This is a genomic window from Lysobacter yananisis, from assembly GCF_031199375.1.
Classification (GTDB): domain Bacteria; phylum Pseudomonadota; class Gammaproteobacteria; order Xanthomonadales; family Xanthomonadaceae; genus Lysobacter; species Lysobacter yananisis.
In genome coordinates, this window is record NZ_CP133568.1 from 5,458,369 (window position 1) to 5,476,534 (window position 18,166).

Here is an 18,166-nt window from a genome sequence, read left to right on the forward strand (position 1 = left end):
CGACGCGGCCCCGCGCGTTCCGATGCGCAAGCGCGGGGCCCGCCCCACCGAGCCCGCTAGGAGCGCTGGATGCCCGAACCGATCTATCTGTTGATCCTGGCGGCGTGGTCGCCGCCGCTGATCCTGGCGCTCGCGCGCCTGGGGTTCGGCCGCCACGGCGTGATCGTGCATGCACTGGCGCTGGCGGCGACGCTCGCCGTCGTTTACGCCGCCCTGCGCCTGTGCCTGGCGCCGCTGCGCGAACCCGGGACGGAGCAGGCGTTCGCATCGGTCGACACGATCGTGCGCCAAGTCGATTACTGGTGGGCGGTGTACCTGTTCGAACAGGCCTGGCCGGCGCTCGCGGCGGGGTACTTCGTCGTGTGCTGGCTGCTCGCCCTGCCCTTCGCGCTGCGGCTGAGGCGGCAACGCATCGCCGCCGCGCCGCGCGAAACCTAATCCGACGGCCCGCAGCTGTCGCAGCCGCCGCAATTCGGCCCGCTCGCGCGCGCCGGCGGGGCGATGCGTTTTCCCAGGCTGCGCAACCACGGCGACCGACCTTCGCGCACCAGCGGCAGCGCGCAGGCGATGCGCAAGCGCCGGACCGCGCCGGGGAATTGCTTGCGCGCGACCACGATCGCGCTGACCAGCACCGCGATCGCGATCGCCACGTATTGCGCGAACAGTCCGGCGCTCATCGTTGCCTCCTCAGCCCGCGCCCAGCGCCACCGCGACCTGGTAGGTCAGCAGCGAGGCGAGGTAGGCCAGCGCGAACAGGTAGCCCGCGCTGATCGCCACTTGCTTCCACGAGCCGGTCTCGCGCCGGATCGTGGCGAGCGTGGAAATGCATTGCGGCGCGTAGATGAACCACACCAGCAGCGACAGCGCGGTCGCCAGCGACCAAGTGTCGGTGATGATCGGGGTTAGCGCCTGCGCGGCCGCGTCGTCGTCGGCCGCCGACAGCGCGTACACCGTCGCCAGCGACGCCACCGCGACTTCGCGCGCGGCCAGGCCCGGGATCAGCGCGATGCAGATCTGCCAGTTGAAGCCGATCGGCGCGAACACCGCCGACAGCGCGTGGCCGATGCGGCCGGCGAAGCTGTAGTCGATCGCCGGCTGGGTGGCGCCTTCCGGCGCGCCCGGGAACGAGAGCAGGAACCACAGCAGGATGGTCAGCGCCAGGATGATGCCGCCGACCCGGCGCAGGAAGATCCAGGCGCGTTCCCACAGGCCGATCAGCAGGTCGCGCGGATGCGGGATGCGGTAGGACGGCAACTCCAGCAGCAGCGCGTGCTCGCTCTTGTCGCGGCGCCACTTCTTCATCACCCACGACACCATCAGCGCGCTGACGATGCCGGCCATGTACAGGCCGAACAGCACCAGGCCCTGCAGGTTGAACGCGCCCCACACCTTCTGCTGCGGAATGAACGCGCCGATCAGCAGCGCGTACACCGGCAGGCGCGCCGAGCAGGTCATCAGCGGCGCGACGATGATCGTCGCCAGGCGGTCGCGCGGGTCCTGGATCGAGCGCGTGGCCATGATTCCGGGAATCGCGCAGGCGAAGCTCGACAGCAGCGGGATGAACGAGCGGCCCGACAGGCCGGCGCCGGCCATCATCCGGTCGAGCAGGAACGCCGCGCGCGGCAGGTAGCCCGATTCCTCCAGCGCCAGGATGAAGGCGAACAGGATCAGGATCTGCGGCAGGAACACCACCACCCCGCCGAGACCGGCGATCACGCCGTCCACCAGCAGGCTGCGCAGCGGCCCGTCGGGCAGCAGCGCGCCGGCCTGTTCGCCGACCCAGGCGGTGCCGGCCTCGATCAGGTCCATCAGCGGCGTGGCCCAGGCGTACACCGCCTGGAAGATCAGGAACATCACCACCGCCAGCGACAGCAGCCCCAGCACCGGATGCAGCAGCCAGCGGTCGAGCGCGTCGTCGACCTTGGCGGTGCGGGTGGGCATGGTGACGGTGAGATCGAGCAGGCGTCGGGTCTCGGCGTGCAGGTCGGCGCCTTCGGCCAGGCGCGCGCGCGGCTCGTGCGGCGCGGCGGCGACCTGGTCGAGGGTGGCGACGAGTTCGCGCGCGCCGTCGCGGCGGACCGCGACGGTCGCCACCACCGGTACGCCCAACTCCTTCTCCAGCGCGGCCAAGTCGATGCCGATGCCGCGGCGCTTGGCCGCGTCCATCATGTTGACCGCGACGATCATCGGCCGGCCGAGTTCGCGCAGTTCCAGCACGAAGCGCAGGTGCAGGCGCAGGTTGGTCGCATCGACCACGCACAGCAGCACGTCCGGCGCCGGTTCGCCCGGATAGAAGCCGCGCAGCACGTCGCGGGTGACCGCTTCGTCCAGGCTCGCGGCGCTGAGGCTGTAGGCGCCGGGAAGATCGAGCACCGCGTAGTGCCGGCCCGACGGCGCGTGCAGGCGGCCTTCCTTGCGCTCGACGGTAACGCCGGCGTAGTTGGCGACTTTCTGCCGGCTGCCGGTGAGCAGGTTGAACAGCGCGGTCTTGCCGCAATTGGGATTGCCAACCAGGGCCACGCGCCGGGCGCTATCGGCGGCCTCGCGCGGCGCGCTCATCGCGGGAGCGGCGGCGCTCATGCCGCACCCTCCGCCGACAGCGGCTTGACCCGCACCCGCGCCGCTTCGCTGCGGCGCAAGGCGAACCGGGTGTAGCCGATCTGCACCAGCAACGGCTCGGCGGCGACGGGGCCGGCGGCCATCACTTCGACCCGCTCGCCGGCGACGAAGCCGAGTTCGCGCAGGCGTCTTGCGATGGTGTCGTTGGGCGCTTGGTCATCGACGGTCTCGACCGTGGCCGCGGTACGGCGCGGCAATTCGGACAGCTTCAAGGGGCGGCTTCCTACGAAGGTGGCGTCCCAAATGGGAATTGTTCTCATTCTAGCACCGACCGCCGTACAGGGGCGGAGGGATCAAGCTGAACGGTATCATTCGGCCAACTCTCACAAACTTCCCCCATGCCGATGAACCACCCGCTGCTGAGCCTGCGCGACGGTCCGGTCGCCCGCCTGCGCCTGAACCGCCCCGAGCTGCACAACGCCTTCGACGCGGTGCTGATCGCCGCCCTGACCGGCGCCCTGGAGGCCGCCGGCGCCGACCCGGGCGTGCGGGTGGTAGTGATCGAGGGCGAAGGCGCCTCGTTCTCGGCCGGCGCCGACCTCAACTGGATGCGCGGCATGGCCCAGGCCAGCGAGGCGGACAACCGCGAGGACTCGCTGGCACTGGCGCGGCTGATGCGCACCCTCAACGAACTGCCCAAGCCGACCGTCGCCCGCGTCCACGGCGCGGCCTTCGGCGGCGGCGTCGGCCTGGTGGCCTGCTGCGACATCGCCATCGCCGCGCCGGAGGCCAAGTTCGGCCTGACCGAGAGCAAGCTGGGGCTGCTGCCGGCGGTGATCTCGCCGTACGTGATCGAAGCCATCGGCGCGCGCCAGGCGCGGCGCTGGTTCGCCACCGCGGAGATCTTCGAGGCGGCCACCGCGCAGGCCATCGGCCTGTTGCATCAGGTGGTGCCGAACTATCGCCTGGACGAAGCGGTGGACAAGCAGATCGCGCTGTTGCTGAAGGCCGGCCCGCATGCGGCGGCGACGGCGAAGGCGCTGGTGCGACGGGTCGCCGGCGAACGCGACGGGGCGCGGCTGGACCAGGACAACGCGGCGCTGATCGCGTCGTTGCGGGTGTCAGCGGAAGGACAGGAAGGTTTGTCGGCGTTTCTCGACAAGCGCAAGCCCGGCTGGATCGAGTAAGGCGCGGCAGTAGGTTGCTCGCTGTTGTGGGCGTGGGTTGCCGGCGTTCGGCGGCGTGTCGGCTTTCGCCGTAGTCCGATTGCCGCGGTCGCGGCTTGCGCAGCTCCTACAGGGCTTCGGCCACGGCGACCGCAGCCCGCCTGTCGTCATTCCGGCGAAAGCCGGAATCCATTTTGATTCGTTGTTGCCGTTGCTGTTGCCGTTGCCTTCGCTCGTGCTCGCCCCCGAGCCCGATGCAGTCGTCCCGCAGCCCCGGAGGGCGTGCGCATGGATGCGCACGCGCGCCATGGGGCAGGATGCCCCTTATGGCGCGGCCCCGCGCCCCTTTCGAGCCCTAGTGGCTCTTGATCCGAAAAAACAAGGCCTTTTCTTTGGTTACTTTCTTTGTGGCTTCAGACAAAGAAAGTGACCCGGCCGCTTGCGGACGGAAGCTCTTGATCGTCGCTTCTCGTCACGCGGACGCACACGCAAAGACGAACGCCATCGCGGCACGCCCCCCTGTAGGAGCGGCGCAAGCCGCGACCGCGCCATCGCAAACACAGTGAAAGTTTCGCCTTGGTTGCGTTGCCGCGGTCGCGGCTCGCGCCGCTCCTACAGTCGGATACGCAACCCCACGTCCGTCATTCCGGCGAAAGCCGGAACCCATGTTGACGTTGCTGTTTCTTTCGCCGTTATCGATGTGTCGCGCGACGACAAGCCACCATCAAAAGCTTTCGTCCGCAAGCGGCCGAGCTACTTTCTTTTGTCAGCGCGACAAAAGAAAGTAGCGCTGGTCTCTAACCTCAAGTGCATCACCTCAGTGAGGCACTGTGAATGGGCCAGCAGTATTCACATCTGAGCGCAGAAGAGCGCGGAGCCATCATGGTCTTGATCGCCCAAGGGGCGAGCGGACGGCAAATCGCCCAGACGTTGGGTCGGGCGCAAAGCACCATCGCTCGCGAGTTGCGCCGTAATGGGTTTCGGTCCCATTCGGGGCCGCCGCTGCGCGGACGCCCCCGTTTCGACCCTGGCTACGATGCGACCCGGGCGGGCCGGCGGGCCCAACGGCTGCGTCGGCGGGCGCGGGTGCGCCGCAAGCTGCGACGCGACACCGTGCTGTGGCGACGCGTGCGCTATTGGCTGGAACGGTGCTGGTCGCCGCAACAGATTGCCGACAAACTGCGGGATCTGTACCCGGACCGGCCCTGGCTGCGCGTGTCGCACGAAACGATCTATACCGCGATTTATGCGATGCCGCGCGGCGAATTGCGCCGCCAGGTGACCCGTCTGCTGCGGCAGGGGCGCAAGTCCGGCCGCCGCACGCGCCAGGGAATCGACGCCCGCGGCCATCTGCCGGATCTACCCAACATCCGCCTGCGGCCGCCGGCCGCGCATGAGCGCCTGATGCCGGGGCATTGGGAGGGCGACCTGATCGTGGGCGCGCACAATCGCTCGGCGATTGGGGTATTGGTCTGCCGCCGCACCTTGTACGTCAAGCTGGTCAAGCTCGCCGACGCGACCGCGCACACGGTGCTGGAGGCCTTCAGCTCGGCGTTCGAAGGTGTGCCGGAAAGTTTGAAGAAGACCTTGACCTACGACCAGGGCAAGGAAATGGCATCGCATCGGCAGTTGAGCGAACGCACTGGTTTAGCGATCTACTTCGCCGACCCCCATAGCCCGTGGCAACGCGGAACCTGCGAAAACACCAACGGCTTGTTGCGGCAATACTTTCCCAAGGGCACCGATCTGTCGGTGCATTCTGCGCAGCGCCTCAAAGAGGTGGCGTGGGAAATGAACAACCGCCCCCGTCGTAGCCTGGGCAGGCGCTCGCCCGTCGAGGTGCTCTATGAGGAACTCAAAAACCCGCGGGCGCAGGGTGATGCACTTGGACATTGACTCCGCCAGCCAAAGAAAAACGCTTGTTTAAGGTCACAAGCCACTAGGTCCAGCACCCGGCGCGGGGATGCGCCGTAAGGGGCATCCATGCCCCTACGGCGCACGCGCGCATCCATGCGCGCGCCCTCCGGGTCTGCACGGCATGGGCTTCACGTGGAGGTACGTCAAAGCGAACGGCAACGGCAATAACAGCAACGGCAACAGTACCGGTAGCGGCACTGGCACCTTCAACGGCAAACCACCAGCAACGCTCAAACACCGCCCCAACTACAGCCTCCCCCGACGCTTCAGCACCGTCCCGTATGGCGCCCACGACACACGCCCGAACCACATAACCGGGCATCCTGTCGCGCAAACCTCCCCGCCCATCGCAGCCCCGACGCGACAGCCGGCCCGCCTTCGGCCAAAATCCCCCCATCGCGCCGGTCCGCCGCCGCGGCCGTCCGCCTTCCCTTCCACGCGCGTCCGCGCCACCGACCTGCGAAGTGCCCATGTTCGAGAAGATCCTGATCGCCAACCGCGGCGAAATCGCCTGCCGGGTGATCCGCACCTGCCGCACGCTCGGCATCCGCACCGTCGCGGTCTATTCCGAGGCCGACGCCGACGCCCAGCACGTGCGCCAGGCCGACGAGGCCTATCCCATCGGCGGCCCGCGCCCGGCCGAGAGCTATCTGCGCGGCGACGCGATCATCGAAGTCGCCCGCCGCTGCGGCGCGCAGGCGATCCACCCCGGCTACGGCTTCCTCAGCGAGAACGCCGACTTCGCCGACGCGGTCGAGGCCGCCGGGATCGCCTTCATCGGCCCCAAGGCCGCGTCGATGCGCAAGATGGGCAGCAAGGCCGGCGCCAAGGAACTGATGCAGGCCGCCGGCGTGCCGGTGGTGCCGGGCTACACCGGCGAGGACCAGGACCCCGCCCTGCTCCAGCGCGAGGCCGACGCTATCGGCTATCCGCTGATGATCAAGGCCGCCCACGGCGGCGGCGGCAAGGGCATGCGCATCGTGCGCGAGTCCGGCGAGTTCGCCGCCAACCTGGAAAGCTGCCAGCGCGAGGCGCGCAACGCCTTCGGCCGCGACCGGGTGCTGCTGGAGCGCTACGTCGAGCGCCCGCGCCACATCGAGATCCAGATCTTCGGCGACAACGACGGCCAGGTGATCCACCTCAACGAGCGCGAATGCTCGGCCCAGCGCCGTTACCAGAAGGTGCTGGAAGAGTCGCCCTCGCCGTTTCTGACCCCCGAGTTGCGCGCGCAAATGGGCGCCGCCGCGGTCCAGGCCGGCCACGCCATCGACTACGTCAACGCCGGCACGGTCGAGTTCATCGTCGGCCAGGACGGCGGTTTCTACTTCATGGAAATCAACACCCGCCTGCAGGTCGAGCACCCGGTGACCGAACTCGTCACCGGTCTGGACCTGGTCGAATGGCAGCTGCGCGTGGCCGCGGGCGAACCGCTGCCGCTGGCGCAGGACGCCATCGTCCAGCGCGGCCACGCGATCGAAGTGCGCCTGTACGCCGAAGACCCGGAGGCCGGCTTCCTGCCCGGCTCGGGCAGGCTCGAACGCCTGCGCCTGCCGGCCGCCGACGCCCACGTGCGCCTGGATTCGGGCGTGATCGAAGGCGACACGGTGACGATCTTCTACGACCCGATGATCGCCAAGCTGATCGTCTCCGACGCCGACCGACCGCGCGCGTTGGCGCGGCTGCGCGCGGCGCTGGCCGACAGCGAGATCGCCGGCCCGAAGTCGAACATCGAATTCCTGGAACGGTTGGCGCGGCATCCGGCGGTGGTCGAGGGCACCATCGACACCGGCTACCTCGACCGCCACCTCGACGAGTTCATGCCCGCCGCGCAGGCCGACGAAGCCGGCGACGCCGACCTGCTCGCCGGCGCCGCGGTCGCCGAGCTGCTGGCGCAGGAGCGCCGCACGCGCGCCGACGCCGCCGCGTCGAACGATCCGACCTCGCCGTGGGCCGTCGCCGACGGCTGGCGCCTGGGCCACGGCGGCCGCCGCAGCCTGGCGTTCCTGCGCCGCGACCAGCGCCTGGAGCTGTCGGCGCAGGGCAGCGCCGGCGACTACCGCATCGACGGCATCGCCGCCGCCACGGTCGAAGTGCGCGGCGCGCGCCTGGCCGGCGACGAGCTGAGCCTGCGCATCGACGGCCGAGCGCGCCGCCTGCGCGCGCTCGGCGACGGCGCGCGCGTGGTCGTGCACGACGGCGAGCGCCGCCTGCGCCTGGACGCGGTGCCGGTGTACCGCCACGAAAGCAGCGCCGCCGCCGGTTCGGGCAACAGCGTCAACGCGCCGATGCCGGGCCGGGTGGTGGTGGTCAAGGCCGCGCCGGGCGACGCGGTCGAGGCCGGCCAGGAGGTGATGGTGATCGAAGCGATGAAGATGGAGCTGAGCCTCAAGGCCCCGCGCGCCGGCACCATCGCCGAGATCCGCGCCGCCGCCGGCGACTTCGTCGAAGCCGACGCGGTGCTGGCGACGCTGGAAAGCGCCTGAGCCACGGCCGATGCCGTCGCCGGCGCAGCGGGGCAGGATCGATGCCGCGGCCGCGGGATGCGTCATGATCGCTGGCCCGGCCTCGGCTGGGCGGCGGCCGGGCGGCGGCCGGGCGGCGGCCGGGCGCGGCGGCCGGGCGCGGCGTCCGCCGGCCCGGGGAATCGCGGGCCGCGCAATCGTCGGCGTCGGGTCGGCGCCGAACCGGCCCGCCGCAACGCTGTGTCGCCGCAACCGGGCCATTTCGCGCTTGCGCGGCCGGCCGGCGCCGCCATTTCACGTTTGTCCCGTTGGATGCTTTTTCCCTGCGCAAAGCCGCCATGAACCTGCCGACCGCCCCCCTGTCCCGCACCGCCCGGCGCCTGGCCCTGGCCGCGCTGCTAGCCGGCCTGTCCGCCTGCGTCGCCTTCGAGCGAGCGCCGGTGGCCGAACTGCGCTGCGACCCGGACCTGGCCGGCGCCTGGACCGTCAAGGCCGGCAACGGCCTGAAGAAGACCGCGCACGTCGACGCGCGCTGCCACACCGACGACTGGCCCGGCATGAGCGACAAACCGGTCGCGCTGGACCTGACCGGCTTCGTCATCGGCCAGGACCGCTACCTCGCGCTCACGCCCGTGCAGGCCCAGCTCGCGATGGGCGCCGACCCCGGCGCGCTGACCGAGGGCCTGCCCAAGGACGCAGTGTTCCTGGTGCTCTACCGCCTGGGCCCCGACGGGCGCCTGCAGGCTTGGCTGCCCGACTCCAAGCGCGCGCTCGACGCCATCGCCCGCGGCGAGCTCGACGGACGCCGGCTCAAGGAACAGTTCGCCCTGATCCAGGGCACCCCAGAGCAGTTGCGCGATACCCTCGCGCAACGCCTGAATCTCTTGTACGACACCGACAGACAGGCCATGGTGTTCGAACGCGCCAAGGCCGCCCGCCAGGATTCTCCATGAACCAGCCCGCCACCCCGCCCGCGTCCGTGCGCATCGTCGAAGTCGGACCGCGCGACGGCCTGCAGAACGAAAAGGCCCAGATCGCCACCGCCGACAAGATCGCCCTGATCGACCGGCTCTCGGCCACCGGCTTGCGCAGCATCGAAGCCACCAGCTTCGTCAGCCCCAAGTGGGTGCCGCAGCTGGCCGACGCCGCCGAAGTCTTCGCCGGCATCGCGCGCAGGCCCGGCGTGCATTACCCCGTGCTGGTGCCCAACGAACAAGGCTACGAACGCGCGCGCGCGGTCGGCGTGGAGGAGATCGCGGTGTTCACCGCCGCCTCGGAGGCGTTCAACCGCAAGAACATCAACGCCTCCATCGACGAATCGCTGGCGCGCTTCGCGCCGGTGATGGCGCGCGCCAAGGCCGACGGCGTGGCCGTGCGCGGCTACGTGTCCACCGTGCTCGGCTGCCCCTACCAGGGCGCGGTGCCGGTCGGCGACGTGGTGCGGGTGGCGCGCGCGCTGTTCGATATGGGCTGCTACGAGATCTCGCTCGGCGACACCATCGGCGTGGGCACGCCGGGCAAGGCCCGGGCGATGTTCAAGGCGGTCGCGGCCGAAGTCCCGCTGGCCGCGCTGGCCGTGCATTTCCACGACACCTACGGCCAGGCCCTGGCCAACATCCTGGCCTGCCTGGAAGAAGGCGCGGCGGTGGTCGATTCGGCGGTGTCCGGCACCGGCGGCTGCCCCTACGCCAAGGGCGCCAGCGGCAACGTCGCCAGCGAGGACGTGGTCTACATGCTGCACGGCCTGGGCGTGAGCACCGGCGTGGATATCGACGCGCTGGCCGACACCGGCCGCTGGCTGGCCGCCCTGCTCGGCCGCGAGACCGGCAGCAAGGTCGGCAAGGCGCTGGCCGCGGCGTGAAGCCCGCACCGCCCACGAACGACCCGCCCTCCGGCGCCGCCGACGCGACGCCGGACGACGCGCTCGCCGCGCTGGAAACCGCGCTGGCCGATCCGCAGCTGCCCGCGCACCTGGGCGAAAGCCTGCGCCGCGCCGCCGCCGCGCTGCGCCGCGAACGCGACGAGGCCGCGCTGATCCAGCAGGCCTTCGACGCCATCCCCGATCTGGTCACCGTGCTCGACGAGGAAGGCACGGTGGTCGAGATCAACCGCCACGGCACCGACGCGCACCGGCGCCGGCGCGAGGACATCCTCGGCCAGCCGATCCACGTGCTCAATCCGGAATTGCCCAAGGACCACCTCGCGCCGGTCTGGGAAACCCTCAACCGCGGCGACAGCTACCTCATCGAAGTCACCAACAAGCGCGGCGACGGCACCCGCTTCCCGGTGGAGGTGCATTCGGCCGGCTTCGTCCACGACGGCGAGCGCCGCATCGTCGCGGTCGCGCGCGACCTCAGCACCCGGCAAGAGGACGAACTGCGCTTTCGCGAGCTGGTCGAGTCCATCGACCGCGGCCTGATCGTGCAGGACCACTCGCTGCGCATCGTCTACGCCAACAGCGCGGCGATGAGCCTGCTGTCGCTGCACAACGGCCAGAGCATCGCCGACGAGTTGCGTTCGGGCCAGTGGATGGTGGTCGACGAACACGGCTGCGAACTGGCGCCGGAGCACTACCCCTCGCGCGTGGCGCTGGACACCGGCGTGGTGGTCGGCAGCCGCGTGCTCGGCCTGTATCACCGCACCCGCCGCGAACTGATCTGGCTGTCGATCACCGCCGTGCCGCAGTTTCCGCCCGGCGGCGACCGCCCCGACCAGGTGTTCGCGCTGTTCTCCAACATCACCGAACTCAAGCGCGACAGCGCGCTGTTCGACCGCGCCCAGGCCCTGGCCCAGATCGGCGGCTGGGAATGGGACGCGGGCCGCGACCGGCTCTACCTGACCTTCGAAGCGCAACGCATCCTCGGCCGCGACCCCGCGCCGGCGCGGATCGAAGAGTTGATCGAGTGCCTGCAGCCGTTGGACCGCCACCGCCTGCGCAATGCGCTCGAACGCACCCTCGCCGGCGGCCGCAGCCTGGACCTGGAGCTTCAGGGCCTGCGCGCGGACGGCAGCGGCTTCTGGGTGCGCGCGATCGCCGACGCCGGCGCCGGCGACGTGATCCGCCAGGTCCTGACCGGGACCTTGCAGGACATCACCGAACGCAAGCAGGAAGAAGAACAACTGCGCATCCAGGCGCGCAGCGACCCGCTCACCGGCCTGCTCAACCGCGACGCCGTGCTCGACGACCTCGAACGCCGCCTCGATGCGTTCCCGCACGCGCCGCTCGGAGTGCTGTACATCGACCTGGACCGCTTCAAGGTGGTCAACGACATCCTCGGCCACGCCGCCGGCGACCGCCTGCTGGCCTCGGCCGCGCGGCGCATCCGCCACGCGGTCGGCGACCAGGCCCAGATCGCCCGCTTCGGCGGCGACGAGTTCCTGGTGGTGTGTTCGCTCGACGGCGACGCCACCCGCGCCGAGCGCCTGGCCGACGCGATCCTGGAGATCTTCGGCGACAGCTTCCGCGTCGACGGCGAAGAGTTCAGCATCACCGCCAGCATCGGCATCGCCCAGGCGCCGCTGGACGGACGCACCGGGCAGCAGCTGATCCAGAGCGCCGACGTCGCCATGTACGACAGCAAGCGCCGCGGCCGCAACAGCTGGCAGGCGTTCACCCCGGAACTGGCCGAGCAACAGCTGTACCGGCTGCAGTTGGAAACCCACCTGCGCCGCGCCGTGCACAACGACGAATTCCATCTGGTCTACCAGCCGCAGGTGAACCTGCACGACGGCCGCGTGGTCGCCGCCGAGGCGCTGATCCGCTGGCGCAACCGCTCGCTCGGCGAGATGCGCCCGGACCGCTTCATCGACCACGCCGAGACCACCGGCGACATCGTCGGCATCGGCGGCTGGGTGCTGCACGAGGCCTGCCGCCAGTTGCGCCAGTGGCGCGACCAGGGCCTGGCGATCGAGCGCGTCGCGGTCAACGTCTCCTACCGCCAGTTCCTCGGCGACGACCTCGGCCACACCGTCGCCGCCGCGCTGGCCGAACACGGCCTGCCCGGCAGCGCGCTGGAACTGGAATTCACCGAACGGGTGCTGATCGAAGACGCGCCCGACACCGTGCGCACCTTCGCCCGCCTGCGCGAACTCGGCGTGAGCCTGTCGATCGACGACTTCGGCGAAGGCTACAGCGCGCTCAACTACATCCGCCGCCTGCCGATCCACGGCCTCAAGCTCAGCCAGTTGTTCGTGCAAGGCGTGCCCGACAACCAATCCGACGTCGCGGTCTGCCAGGCGGTCACCGGCATCGCCCGCAGCCTCGGCCTGGGGCTGGTGGCCGAAGGCGTGGAAACCGAGCGCCAGCGCGCCTTCCTGCGCGAACTGGGCGTGCTGATCGGCCAAGGCTTCCTGTTCGCCCCCGGCCTGCCGCCGGACGAACTGCGCGACTACTGCCGCGCCCAAGTCCGCCATTGACCGCTCGCGCAACCCCGTCCTTGCAGGAGCGACGCAAGTCGCGACCGCGGCCTCCCACCTGCGACACGAGCGCCGCAGCCGCGAAACTCCAACTACATCGCAACCGCCACTACCGACTGTAGGAGCGACGCAAGTCGCGACCGCGACCTCTCATCTGCGACGCGAGCGCAGTTCCGCGGTCGCGGCTCGCGCCGCTCCTACAATCGCGAATCCGATACCCTCGCGCGCCGCAGCCGCGGCGCTCCGGCTCAACCGCCCCCGGACCCGCCGCCCTTGCCGTCGCCGTCCTTGAAGCACTCGCCCAGCAACGGATTCAAGACGCCGCCGATCTTCTGCGCCGCCAGCGGATTGGACGACACCGTCGCCGCGCGCAGTTTCTGGTAGGCCGGCGACGCCATCGCCGCCTTGGCCTGCGCCCATTCCTCGGCGCTGAAGGTCTTGTCGGGGTCGGCGTTGCTGAGCATCGCTGCTTGGTACTTCACGCCCAGCGGGCTGGCGTAGAACGCTTCGAGGTAGGCGCGATCCTGCGCGTCGAGGCTGGCCTCGATCACTTGCTGCACCGGCGCGGCGACCGCGTCGTCGGCCAGCGCGCGCGCGCAGGCGATCTGCGCGGGCTTGGCGTTGCGGTCCTGCTGCGCGCCCTGGCGGATGCCGGCGACGATGCCGGCCGACACCGCCCGGGCGGTCGCGCCGATGCCAGCGGCGGGCGCGGCGGCAGCGGGCGTGGCGACGGCCGGTTCGAGGGCGGCCGCGGCGAACGGCGCCAGCAGCGCCGATGCGAGCAGGACGAGGGTCGGCAACGGCGATGCGGCGCGGGGCATGCGGAATCCTGGGCGAAGGGCGATGGAGATGACGGCGACGATAACGCAGCCGCCGCGTCCGGTCATGCCCCGCGAATCCAAGGCGTCCGCGCCGGCCCGCCCCGGAACGCGCGATGCAGCGCAAGCAGGAATGACGACGACGCGCGGGTCGCCGCGCAGCGCATCCATCCGATCGAAGCCATCCGCAACGACACCGACCAGACCGTAGGCGCCGCTTGGCCCCGAAGCGGTCTCGACCGAACCGCGCGCCTCAGCGCAAGCCGGATCCTGCCGCCGCCGCGCCGGTCGACGGCACGATCCAGTGCAACGGCACCTTCGCGCGCAGCCGGCGATAGCAATCCCCGCCCGCGCGCTCGCGGGCGACGCCGTCCACGCATGCGCCGACGTCCTCGTAGCGCACCTGATCGACCGGGATGCGCTGCAACGCATCCGGCAGGCGATCGGCGACCACGGCCAGCGCGACCTCGATCAACTCCGCGCAATGCGCGCGGCGCTGTTCGAGCGATGCCTCGTCCGAACTCCACGGGCAATCGACCGCGACCGCCTCGCCGTTGGCGCGCAGCACGCGCTCGTCGGCCATGGCGAAATCGTAGATCGCGCACTGTCGGCTGTCGGGCAGGCACGGCGATGCATCGGCCCGCTCGCGCACCGCCGGCGCGTTGGCGCAGGCGGACAGCAACAGACAGGCGGCGAGGACGGCGAAGAATTTCACGGGCATCGTTCCTTTGAATTCGTGCGCTGCGGCCGTCGGCATCGACCCGGCCGCGGCCCGACCGCAAGCGATTGTAAGCCCGCGGCGCGCGCGCAGGCCCCGACGCCGGCGCGCGAAGCGTCGTGCCGGCCGCGGCAGCACGGCCGCGATCGACCGCCTATGCGCCGTTGCCTTCGCCGACGCTGGCCGCGAGCTCTTCGAGCAAAAGCCGCTGCAACTGCGGATCGAGCTGGAAGAACCCGCGCGCCCCGAGGATGCGATGGTTTGGGTTGGGCCGGTAGCTGTCGGCGACGATGCGGCCTTCGGCGACCTGGAACGCGCCGAGGATGTCCTCCGGCGGTACCGCGTCCTGCGGCGTTTCGGCGCGGCCGTCGACGATCGCGACGATGCCCTCGCCCTGGCGCTGCGCTTCGGCCTGCAGCGCGGGCAGCGACGGCGCATGGCGCGCGATCACCCCGTGCAGGAACTCCACGAACACGCGATTGCGGGCGAAGTTGTCCGGCTCGATGCCGGGCCGCTCGGGATCGATGATCTGGCCGACGATCTCCTGCGGCGCGATGCCGCGCGTGGACAGGTCCCGCTGCGGGGTCAGGGTCACATAGGCCACCGGCCCGTCGGGCTGGTTGACCTTGCAGACGAGCATGGGCAGGTCGGATCGCATCGAAGCCTCGGAACCGTTGCGCCGCGGACGCGCGGCGGCGCCATCGTAGCCGGGAGCGGATCGCCGCGCAGCCACCGCGGCGCCGGCGCGTGCGAGCGCCGCGGTTCCGCGTCCGCGATGCACCGCGACGCGCAGGCCTGGCGAACGACTGCTTCATGATCGTCATGGACGTTATGGCGTCGCTGTCGCTTGACTCAGAAGGGACGCACCCTTGCCGCGGCGGCACCGGCCTCGGCCCGCATCCGCCGCCGGCTGTTCCCACGCGCCGGCAGCCAACGGAAAACTGGGGTCTCGCCCACAAAAAGTGCGACCGATCGCACCTAGGATGGGCGGGCTGCGCACGGATCGCCAGCTTGGCGCCCCGGCCGGCCTCGCCACTTTCCAGGAGGTTTTCGATGAAGAAGCAAGGAACGTTCCGTCTGGCCCTCGCCGTGTTCGCCTTCGGCCTGTCTTTCTCGTTCAGCAGCGTCGCCGCATTCGATTGGTGCGCGGCCTGCGAGAACGATCTCCAGCGTTGCCTGGACGCCAACATCAAGACCGATCAGCAGTGCTACACCACCTACTTCAGCTGCATGCGCCGCGGCGACGGCCAGGGCCATCCCTGCCCGTTGTAATTCCGCCTTGCCGTCCGTCCGCGCGGATCGCTTCCGCGCGGACGGCCGGCGCACGCAGGCTCCGCAATCCCGATCCGCAAGGAGGCTTCGATGAAACCGCATACCCGCATCCGCCTGGCGCTGGCCACGTTCGCGTTCGCCCTGGCCGCCTCGCTCGGCGCCAACGCCGCCACCGATGTGTGCAAGCGCTGCGAGAACAACTACCTCTCCTGCCAATCCACCGGCACCAGCGAAGCGCAGTGCTACCAGTGGTACCTGGAATGCGCGCGCTACGGCGACGGGCATCGGCCGTGTCCGACGCCGCGCTGAGCTCAGGCCCAGGCTAAGGCTGCGATTCGCCGCGCACTTGATCGATCCGCGCCTGCGCCATGTTCGCGACCTTGCGGTTCGCGTCCGCGGCCAGGGCCGGCGACAGTGTCCGGAACAGATCCTCCGGCAGCGAATCGAGCACGCAGGCGCAGCGAAAACGCACCTGCCAGCGCGCGTCGGCCGCGAACCGCGGCCACAACGCCAGCAGCCCGGGATACTCCCGGGCCGCCTTTCGCAGCCAATATTCCGTGCCTTCCCAGACCCCGCCGCGCCCCTCGGCGAACGCGACGTACGCAGCCTGCTGCAACGCCTCCTGGGAGCCGACGCCCTCGATCAGATCGTGCACCGCATCGATCACCGCCAACAGTTGCAAGGCCTGATCGGGGTCTTTGAAGCGTGACAGCGCAGTGCGCTTTTCGTGGTCGCGGCCGAAGGTGAACATCGCGGTCAGCTCGATTGGGTGGTCGGAAAGAAGAGGGAACGTGCCGGCCGCTCCGGACGATCTGGCGCAGCCGGCGCCGAACCTTGCCGGCGCGCCTCGACGGAAGCCGAAGCCGCACGCGGGCTTGGATTAAACCGCATGTTCATGGCGTCCGAAACACTCCGGCTGCCTTGTCTCAATGCACCGCCTCAGCAGGCACGCATCGACGTTCGCGCATCGCCATCCAGAACGCGAGGGGGTCCAGGGCGTACATCCGGCCGCGTCACGGCGCGTCGGGACGCGGGCAACGCTCGCCGACCGGCAGGCCGTCCTTCAGCGCGTACAGTTCCAGGCACTCGCGCCCATCGCGTTGCACCGGCCGCACAGCGAATTCGCCGGGACACAACTCGCGCTTCGGTACCGCCCGTCCTTGCCACGTCCATTCGTCCAAGGCGAAACGGCAACCGGGCGCCAGCGCCATCCAAGCCCAGATCGCCAGCATGCACACGCTTATCGCCCCCAGGACCTTGGCGAAGGCAACGACGATTCGCCCTGGCATTGCTCCGGTCCACTCCATGGTCTGCTCCGATCCTTGCTCGCAGGTAGGCGCTGGCGCCCGATAGATCAATCCGACGCCTCGAACCAATGCTCGCCGCGCCGCAATCCGCGCGCCCAGTAACCGCGGCACGCATCGTTTTCGAGCTTCTGCGGCAGCTCGACGTAGCGGCGCACCGTGTGTTTTACCGGAAACCCGGCGCCCCAATAGAAATCGACGATCCTGCCGCAGCCGGGCTCATGGCTGACGCGGACCAGATAGGCAAGATCGCGGGCCTCGGGCGGGATCGGGACATCGACCCGTTCGCCGGGCACGGCGCGCGCGAGCGCCCACTTGGCCATCGCTTGATAGCGCGGCAGGTCGCGTTCGAAGCGCCAGGTTCTTAGTTCTTGCCCTACTTCTACGCCCAGAGGCATCGCCGCCAGCAATGCAGCCGGGGCGAGCAGTCCGCCGAAACGCAATTTGTCCCATTGCCGCACCGCGCGCACCAAGCACGCCAGTAATGCCGCCAGAAGCAGCAACGACAGGCCCATCGCCAACAACTGCCGCAACCCGGTCGGGCGCATGGCGAGAACCGCGCTGGCGGCCGCGCCAGTCGCGGCCAGCGCGTAAGCCGCGAGGTCCGCCCACCGCAGGCCCGGGCGCTTAACGCTCATCGCCTGACTCCGCTTCGGCCAGCGCCTGCATGACCTGCGGCAAGGTATACGCCTGCCATGCGATGACGCCGGGCCCGTCCCAGTCGCGCGAGTGTTCGCCGGCGTCGAAGGCCGCGTAGATGCGCATCGCGAACTCGGACAATTCGAGCTCCATCGACAACGACATCAGATCGTCGATGGCGCAATCGGCATCGGCATACGACAGCTCGCCGCGCGCGAACTCCTGCGCGATGAAGCGCGCGTAGGCATCGCAGAACGCGTCCCGGCTCAAGCCGCCGCGTTCGCAGGCTTGCTCGACCCGTTGCAGCGTGAGGGTGTTGCAGCGGGGCTGGCGGACGCTGGTCAGCACCAGCGCGTGGAATTCCTGTTCCAGGGCGCCGCCGTGGCCTTGCGAATACAAGGGCGAGGCCGCCGCCAACCGCTGCGCGTTGATGGTTCCAGTGGAGTCGTCGCCGCCTTCGGTCCCGGACGGCCCGCGCCGGCGTTCGCGCATCGTCAGCCAGAACGCCAGCGCCGCCACCGCGCCGATCAGTCCCCAAAACAGGAGATCGCCGGCCTGCCAGGCCTGCGCCCGGCCCAGGACCGCCACGATTCCCGCGCCGCCGACCGCGCCGGCCAGCGCGCACGACCACCAGCGCAGCCAGCCCAGCCAGCGCAGGGCCAGGAACGTCGGCAATCCGATCGATGCCACCACCAGCCACGCGGCGTAGAACGCGAGCACCGCCACGCCGATATCGTCGGGCGACAGCGCGCCTCGGCGCCAAGCCCCACGCGCGACCAGCGAAACCGCTACGGCCGCCGCCGCGACCATCGTCGCGCCCCACAGCGCCGCCGCTCCCGTCTTCATTCCCGCGTTCGCGTCGCGTTCCATCCGTCCGCCTGCAGTGCATTCCATT

The 18,166-nt window shown here is 70.1% G+C and carries 19 protein-coding genes; 9 read left to right on the forward strand and 10 right to left on the reverse strand.

The features are described 5' to 3' along the window. Positions 1-69: 69 nt before the first annotated feature. Positions 70-438, forward strand: coding sequence for a hypothetical protein (locus RDV84_RS22335; RefSeq protein ID WP_309151649.1), 369 nt, complete (start codon positions 70-72; stop codon positions 436-438). On the opposite strand, the gene RDV84_RS22340 is transcribed toward RDV84_RS22335, so the two are convergent. Genes RDV84_RS22340 through RDV84_RS22350 form a run of 3 tightly spaced genes read right to left on the reverse strand, consistent with a single transcriptional unit; the run spans position 435 to position 2,831 of the window. Further along, positions 435-677, reverse strand: coding sequence for a DUF6587 family protein (locus RDV84_RS22340; protein ID WP_309151651.1), 243 nt, complete (start codon positions 675-677; stop codon positions 435-437). The genes RDV84_RS22335 and RDV84_RS22340 overlap by 4 nt on opposite strands. 10 nt (positions 678-687) lie before the next feature. After that, positions 688-2,559, reverse strand: coding sequence for a ferrous iron transport protein B (feoB, locus tag RDV84_RS22345; protein WP_250451049.1), 1,872 nt, complete (start codon positions 2,557-2,559; stop codon positions 688-690). A gap of 17 nt (positions 2,560-2,576) precedes the next feature. Next, a complete protein-coding gene (locus RDV84_RS22350; protein WP_078996976.1) occupies positions 2,577-2,831 on the reverse strand; it encodes a FeoA family protein in 255 nt (84 codons plus the stop codon). A gap of 132 nt (positions 2,832-2,963) precedes the next feature. Here RDV84_RS22350 and RDV84_RS22355 point away from each other — a divergent pair, with 132 nt between their 5' ends. The 6 genes from RDV84_RS22355 (at position 2,964) to RDV84_RS22380 (ending at position 12,520) form a co-directional block, all read left to right on the forward strand. Next, entirely contained in the window at positions 2,964-3,746 is a 783-nt protein-coding gene (locus RDV84_RS22355) for an enoyl-CoA hydratase-related protein (RefSeq protein WP_057950058.1), read from the forward strand. Positions 3,747-4,559: 813 nt separating this feature from the next. Then, on the forward strand, positions 4,560-5,621 hold the full coding sequence (locus tag RDV84_RS22360) for an IS30 family transposase (RefSeq protein ID WP_309151652.1): 1,062 nt from the start codon (positions 4,560-4,562) through the stop codon (positions 5,619-5,621). 491 nt (positions 5,622-6,112) lie between these two features. Continuing rightward, positions 6,113-8,125: an acetyl-CoA carboxylase biotin carboxylase subunit gene (locus RDV84_RS22365; RefSeq protein ID WP_250443187.1), complete on the forward strand. Its 2,013-nt coding sequence runs from the start codon at positions 6,113-6,115 to the stop codon at positions 8,123-8,125. Positions 8,126-8,442: 317 nt separating this feature from the next. Then, entirely contained in the window at positions 8,443-9,057 is a 615-nt protein-coding gene (locus tag RDV84_RS22370; RefSeq protein WP_078998007.1) for a hypothetical protein, read from the forward strand. Continuing rightward, complete coding sequence (locus RDV84_RS22375; protein ID WP_078998006.1) at positions 9,054-9,965, forward strand: hydroxymethylglutaryl-CoA lyase; 912 nt, start codon at positions 9,054-9,056, stop codon at positions 9,963-9,965. The genes RDV84_RS22370 and RDV84_RS22375 overlap by 4 nt, the downstream gene beginning before the upstream one ends. Beyond that, on the forward strand, positions 9,962-12,520 hold the full coding sequence (locus tag RDV84_RS22380) for a sensor domain-containing protein (RefSeq protein ID WP_309151655.1): 2,559 nt from the start codon (positions 9,962-9,964) through the stop codon (positions 12,518-12,520). The genes RDV84_RS22375 and RDV84_RS22380 overlap by 4 nt, the downstream gene beginning before the upstream one ends. 248 nt (positions 12,521-12,768) lie before the next feature. On the opposite strand, the gene RDV84_RS22385 is transcribed toward RDV84_RS22380, so the two are convergent. From RDV84_RS22385 to RDV84_RS22395, 3 genes are all read right to left on the reverse strand, one after another. Further along, positions 12,769-13,341 carry a hypothetical protein gene (locus tag RDV84_RS22385; RefSeq protein ID WP_309151656.1) on the reverse strand — a complete coding sequence of 191 codons (573 nt, stop codon included), beginning with the start codon at positions 13,339-13,341 and terminating at the stop codon, positions 12,769-12,771. 250 nt (positions 13,342-13,591) lie between these two features. Next, positions 13,592-14,194, reverse strand: coding sequence for a hypothetical protein (locus RDV84_RS22390; protein WP_309151658.1), 603 nt, complete (start codon positions 14,192-14,194; stop codon positions 13,592-13,594). Positions 14,195-14,210: 16 nt separating this feature from the next. Next, the gene (locus RDV84_RS22395) at positions 14,211-14,714 is read right to left on the reverse strand and encodes a hypothetical protein (protein WP_309151659.1); all 504 of its coding nucleotides are present in this window, start codon (positions 14,712-14,714) and stop codon (positions 14,211-14,213) included. A 395-nt stretch (positions 14,715-15,109) separates the two neighbouring features. Here RDV84_RS22395 and RDV84_RS22400 point away from each other — a divergent pair, with 395 nt between their 5' ends. Together RDV84_RS22400 and RDV84_RS22405 are read left to right on the forward strand one after the other, a co-directional pair. After that, the gene (locus RDV84_RS22400) at positions 15,110-15,328 is read left to right on the forward strand and encodes a hypothetical protein (RefSeq protein ID WP_057947159.1); all 219 of its coding nucleotides are present in this window, start codon (positions 15,110-15,112) and stop codon (positions 15,326-15,328) included. A gap of 90 nt (positions 15,329-15,418) precedes the next feature. Then, positions 15,419-15,637 (forward strand): hypothetical protein, encoded by a 219-nt coding sequence (locus RDV84_RS22405; protein WP_078998001.1) that lies wholly within the window; start codon positions 15,419-15,421, stop codon positions 15,635-15,637. 13 nt (positions 15,638-15,650) lie between these two features. Here the strand turns inward: RDV84_RS22405 and RDV84_RS22410 are convergent, their stop codons facing one another. The 4 genes from RDV84_RS22410 to RDV84_RS22425 all read right to left on the reverse strand — a co-directional run bounded on the left by RDV84_RS22410 (position 15,651) and on the right by RDV84_RS22425 (position 18,117). Next, positions 15,651-16,079, reverse strand: coding sequence for a hypothetical protein (locus RDV84_RS22410; protein ID WP_309151661.1), 429 nt, complete (start codon positions 16,077-16,079; stop codon positions 15,651-15,653). Positions 16,080-16,341: 262 nt separating this feature from the next. Next, positions 16,342-16,635 carry a hypothetical protein gene (locus RDV84_RS22415; RefSeq protein ID WP_139382004.1) on the reverse strand — a complete coding sequence of 98 codons (294 nt, stop codon included), beginning with the start codon at positions 16,633-16,635 and terminating at the stop codon, positions 16,342-16,344. A 47-nt stretch (positions 16,636-16,682) separates the two neighbouring features. Then, positions 16,683-17,270, reverse strand: a complete 588-nt coding sequence (locus RDV84_RS22420; RefSeq protein WP_309151663.1) for a hypothetical protein — start codon at positions 17,268-17,270, stop codon at positions 16,683-16,685. Then, positions 17,260-18,117, reverse strand: coding sequence for a hypothetical protein (locus RDV84_RS22425; RefSeq protein ID WP_309151664.1), 858 nt, complete (start codon positions 18,115-18,117; stop codon positions 17,260-17,262). Before RDV84_RS22425 ends, RDV84_RS22420 begins: the two co-directional genes overlap by 11 nt. Positions 18,118-18,166 lie beyond the last annotated feature (49 nt).

Coding starts and splice junctions, on each gene's coding strand:
- RDV84_RS22335 (WP_309151649.1), top strand. CDS start 70: ATGCCCGAACCGATCTATCTGTTGATCCTGGCGGCGTGGTCGCCGCCG.
- RDV84_RS22340 (WP_309151651.1), bottom strand. CDS start 677: ATGAGCGCCGGACTGTTCGCGCAATACGTGGCGATCGCGATCGCGGTG.
- feoB (WP_250451049.1), bottom strand. CDS start 2,559: ATGAGCGCGCCGCGCGAGGCCGCCGATAGCGCCCGGCGCGTGGCCCTG.
- RDV84_RS22355 (WP_057950058.1), top strand. CDS start 2,964: ATGAACCACCCGCTGCTGAGCCTGCGCGACGGTCCGGTCGCCCGCCTG.
- RDV84_RS22360 (WP_309151652.1), top strand. CDS start 4,560: ATGGGCCAGCAGTATTCACATCTGAGCGCAGAAGAGCGCGGAGCCATC.
- RDV84_RS22365 (WP_250443187.1), top strand. CDS start 6,113: ATGTTCGAGAAGATCCTGATCGCCAACCGCGGCGAAATCGCCTGCCGG.
- RDV84_RS22370 (WP_078998007.1), top strand. CDS start 8,443: ATGAACCTGCCGACCGCCCCCCTGTCCCGCACCGCCCGGCGCCTGGCC.
- RDV84_RS22375 (WP_078998006.1), top strand. CDS start 9,054: ATGAACCAGCCCGCCACCCCGCCCGCGTCCGTGCGCATCGTCGAAGTC.
- RDV84_RS22385 (WP_309151656.1), bottom strand. CDS start 13,341: ATGCCCCGCGCCGCATCGCCGTTGCCGACCCTCGTCCTGCTCGCATCG.
- RDV84_RS22395 (WP_309151659.1), bottom strand. CDS start 14,714: ATGCGATCCGACCTGCCCATGCTCGTCTGCAAGGTCAACCAGCCCGAC.
- RDV84_RS22400 (WP_057947159.1), top strand. CDS start 15,110: ATGAAGAAGCAAGGAACGTTCCGTCTGGCCCTCGCCGTGTTCGCCTTC.
- RDV84_RS22405 (WP_078998001.1), top strand. CDS start 15,419: ATGAAACCGCATACCCGCATCCGCCTGGCGCTGGCCACGTTCGCGTTC.
- RDV84_RS22410 (WP_309151661.1), bottom strand. CDS start 16,079: ATGTTCACCTTCGGCCGCGACCACGAAAAGCGCACTGCGCTGTCACGC.
- RDV84_RS22415 (WP_139382004.1), bottom strand. CDS start 16,635: ATGGAGTGGACCGGAGCAATGCCAGGGCGAATCGTCGTTGCCTTCGCC.
- RDV84_RS22420 (WP_309151663.1), bottom strand. CDS start 17,270: ATGAGCGTTAAGCGCCCGGGCCTGCGGTGGGCGGACCTCGCGGCTTAC.
- RDV84_RS22425 (WP_309151664.1), bottom strand. CDS start 18,117: ATGAAGACGGGAGCGGCGGCGCTGTGGGGCGCGACGATGGTCGCGGCG.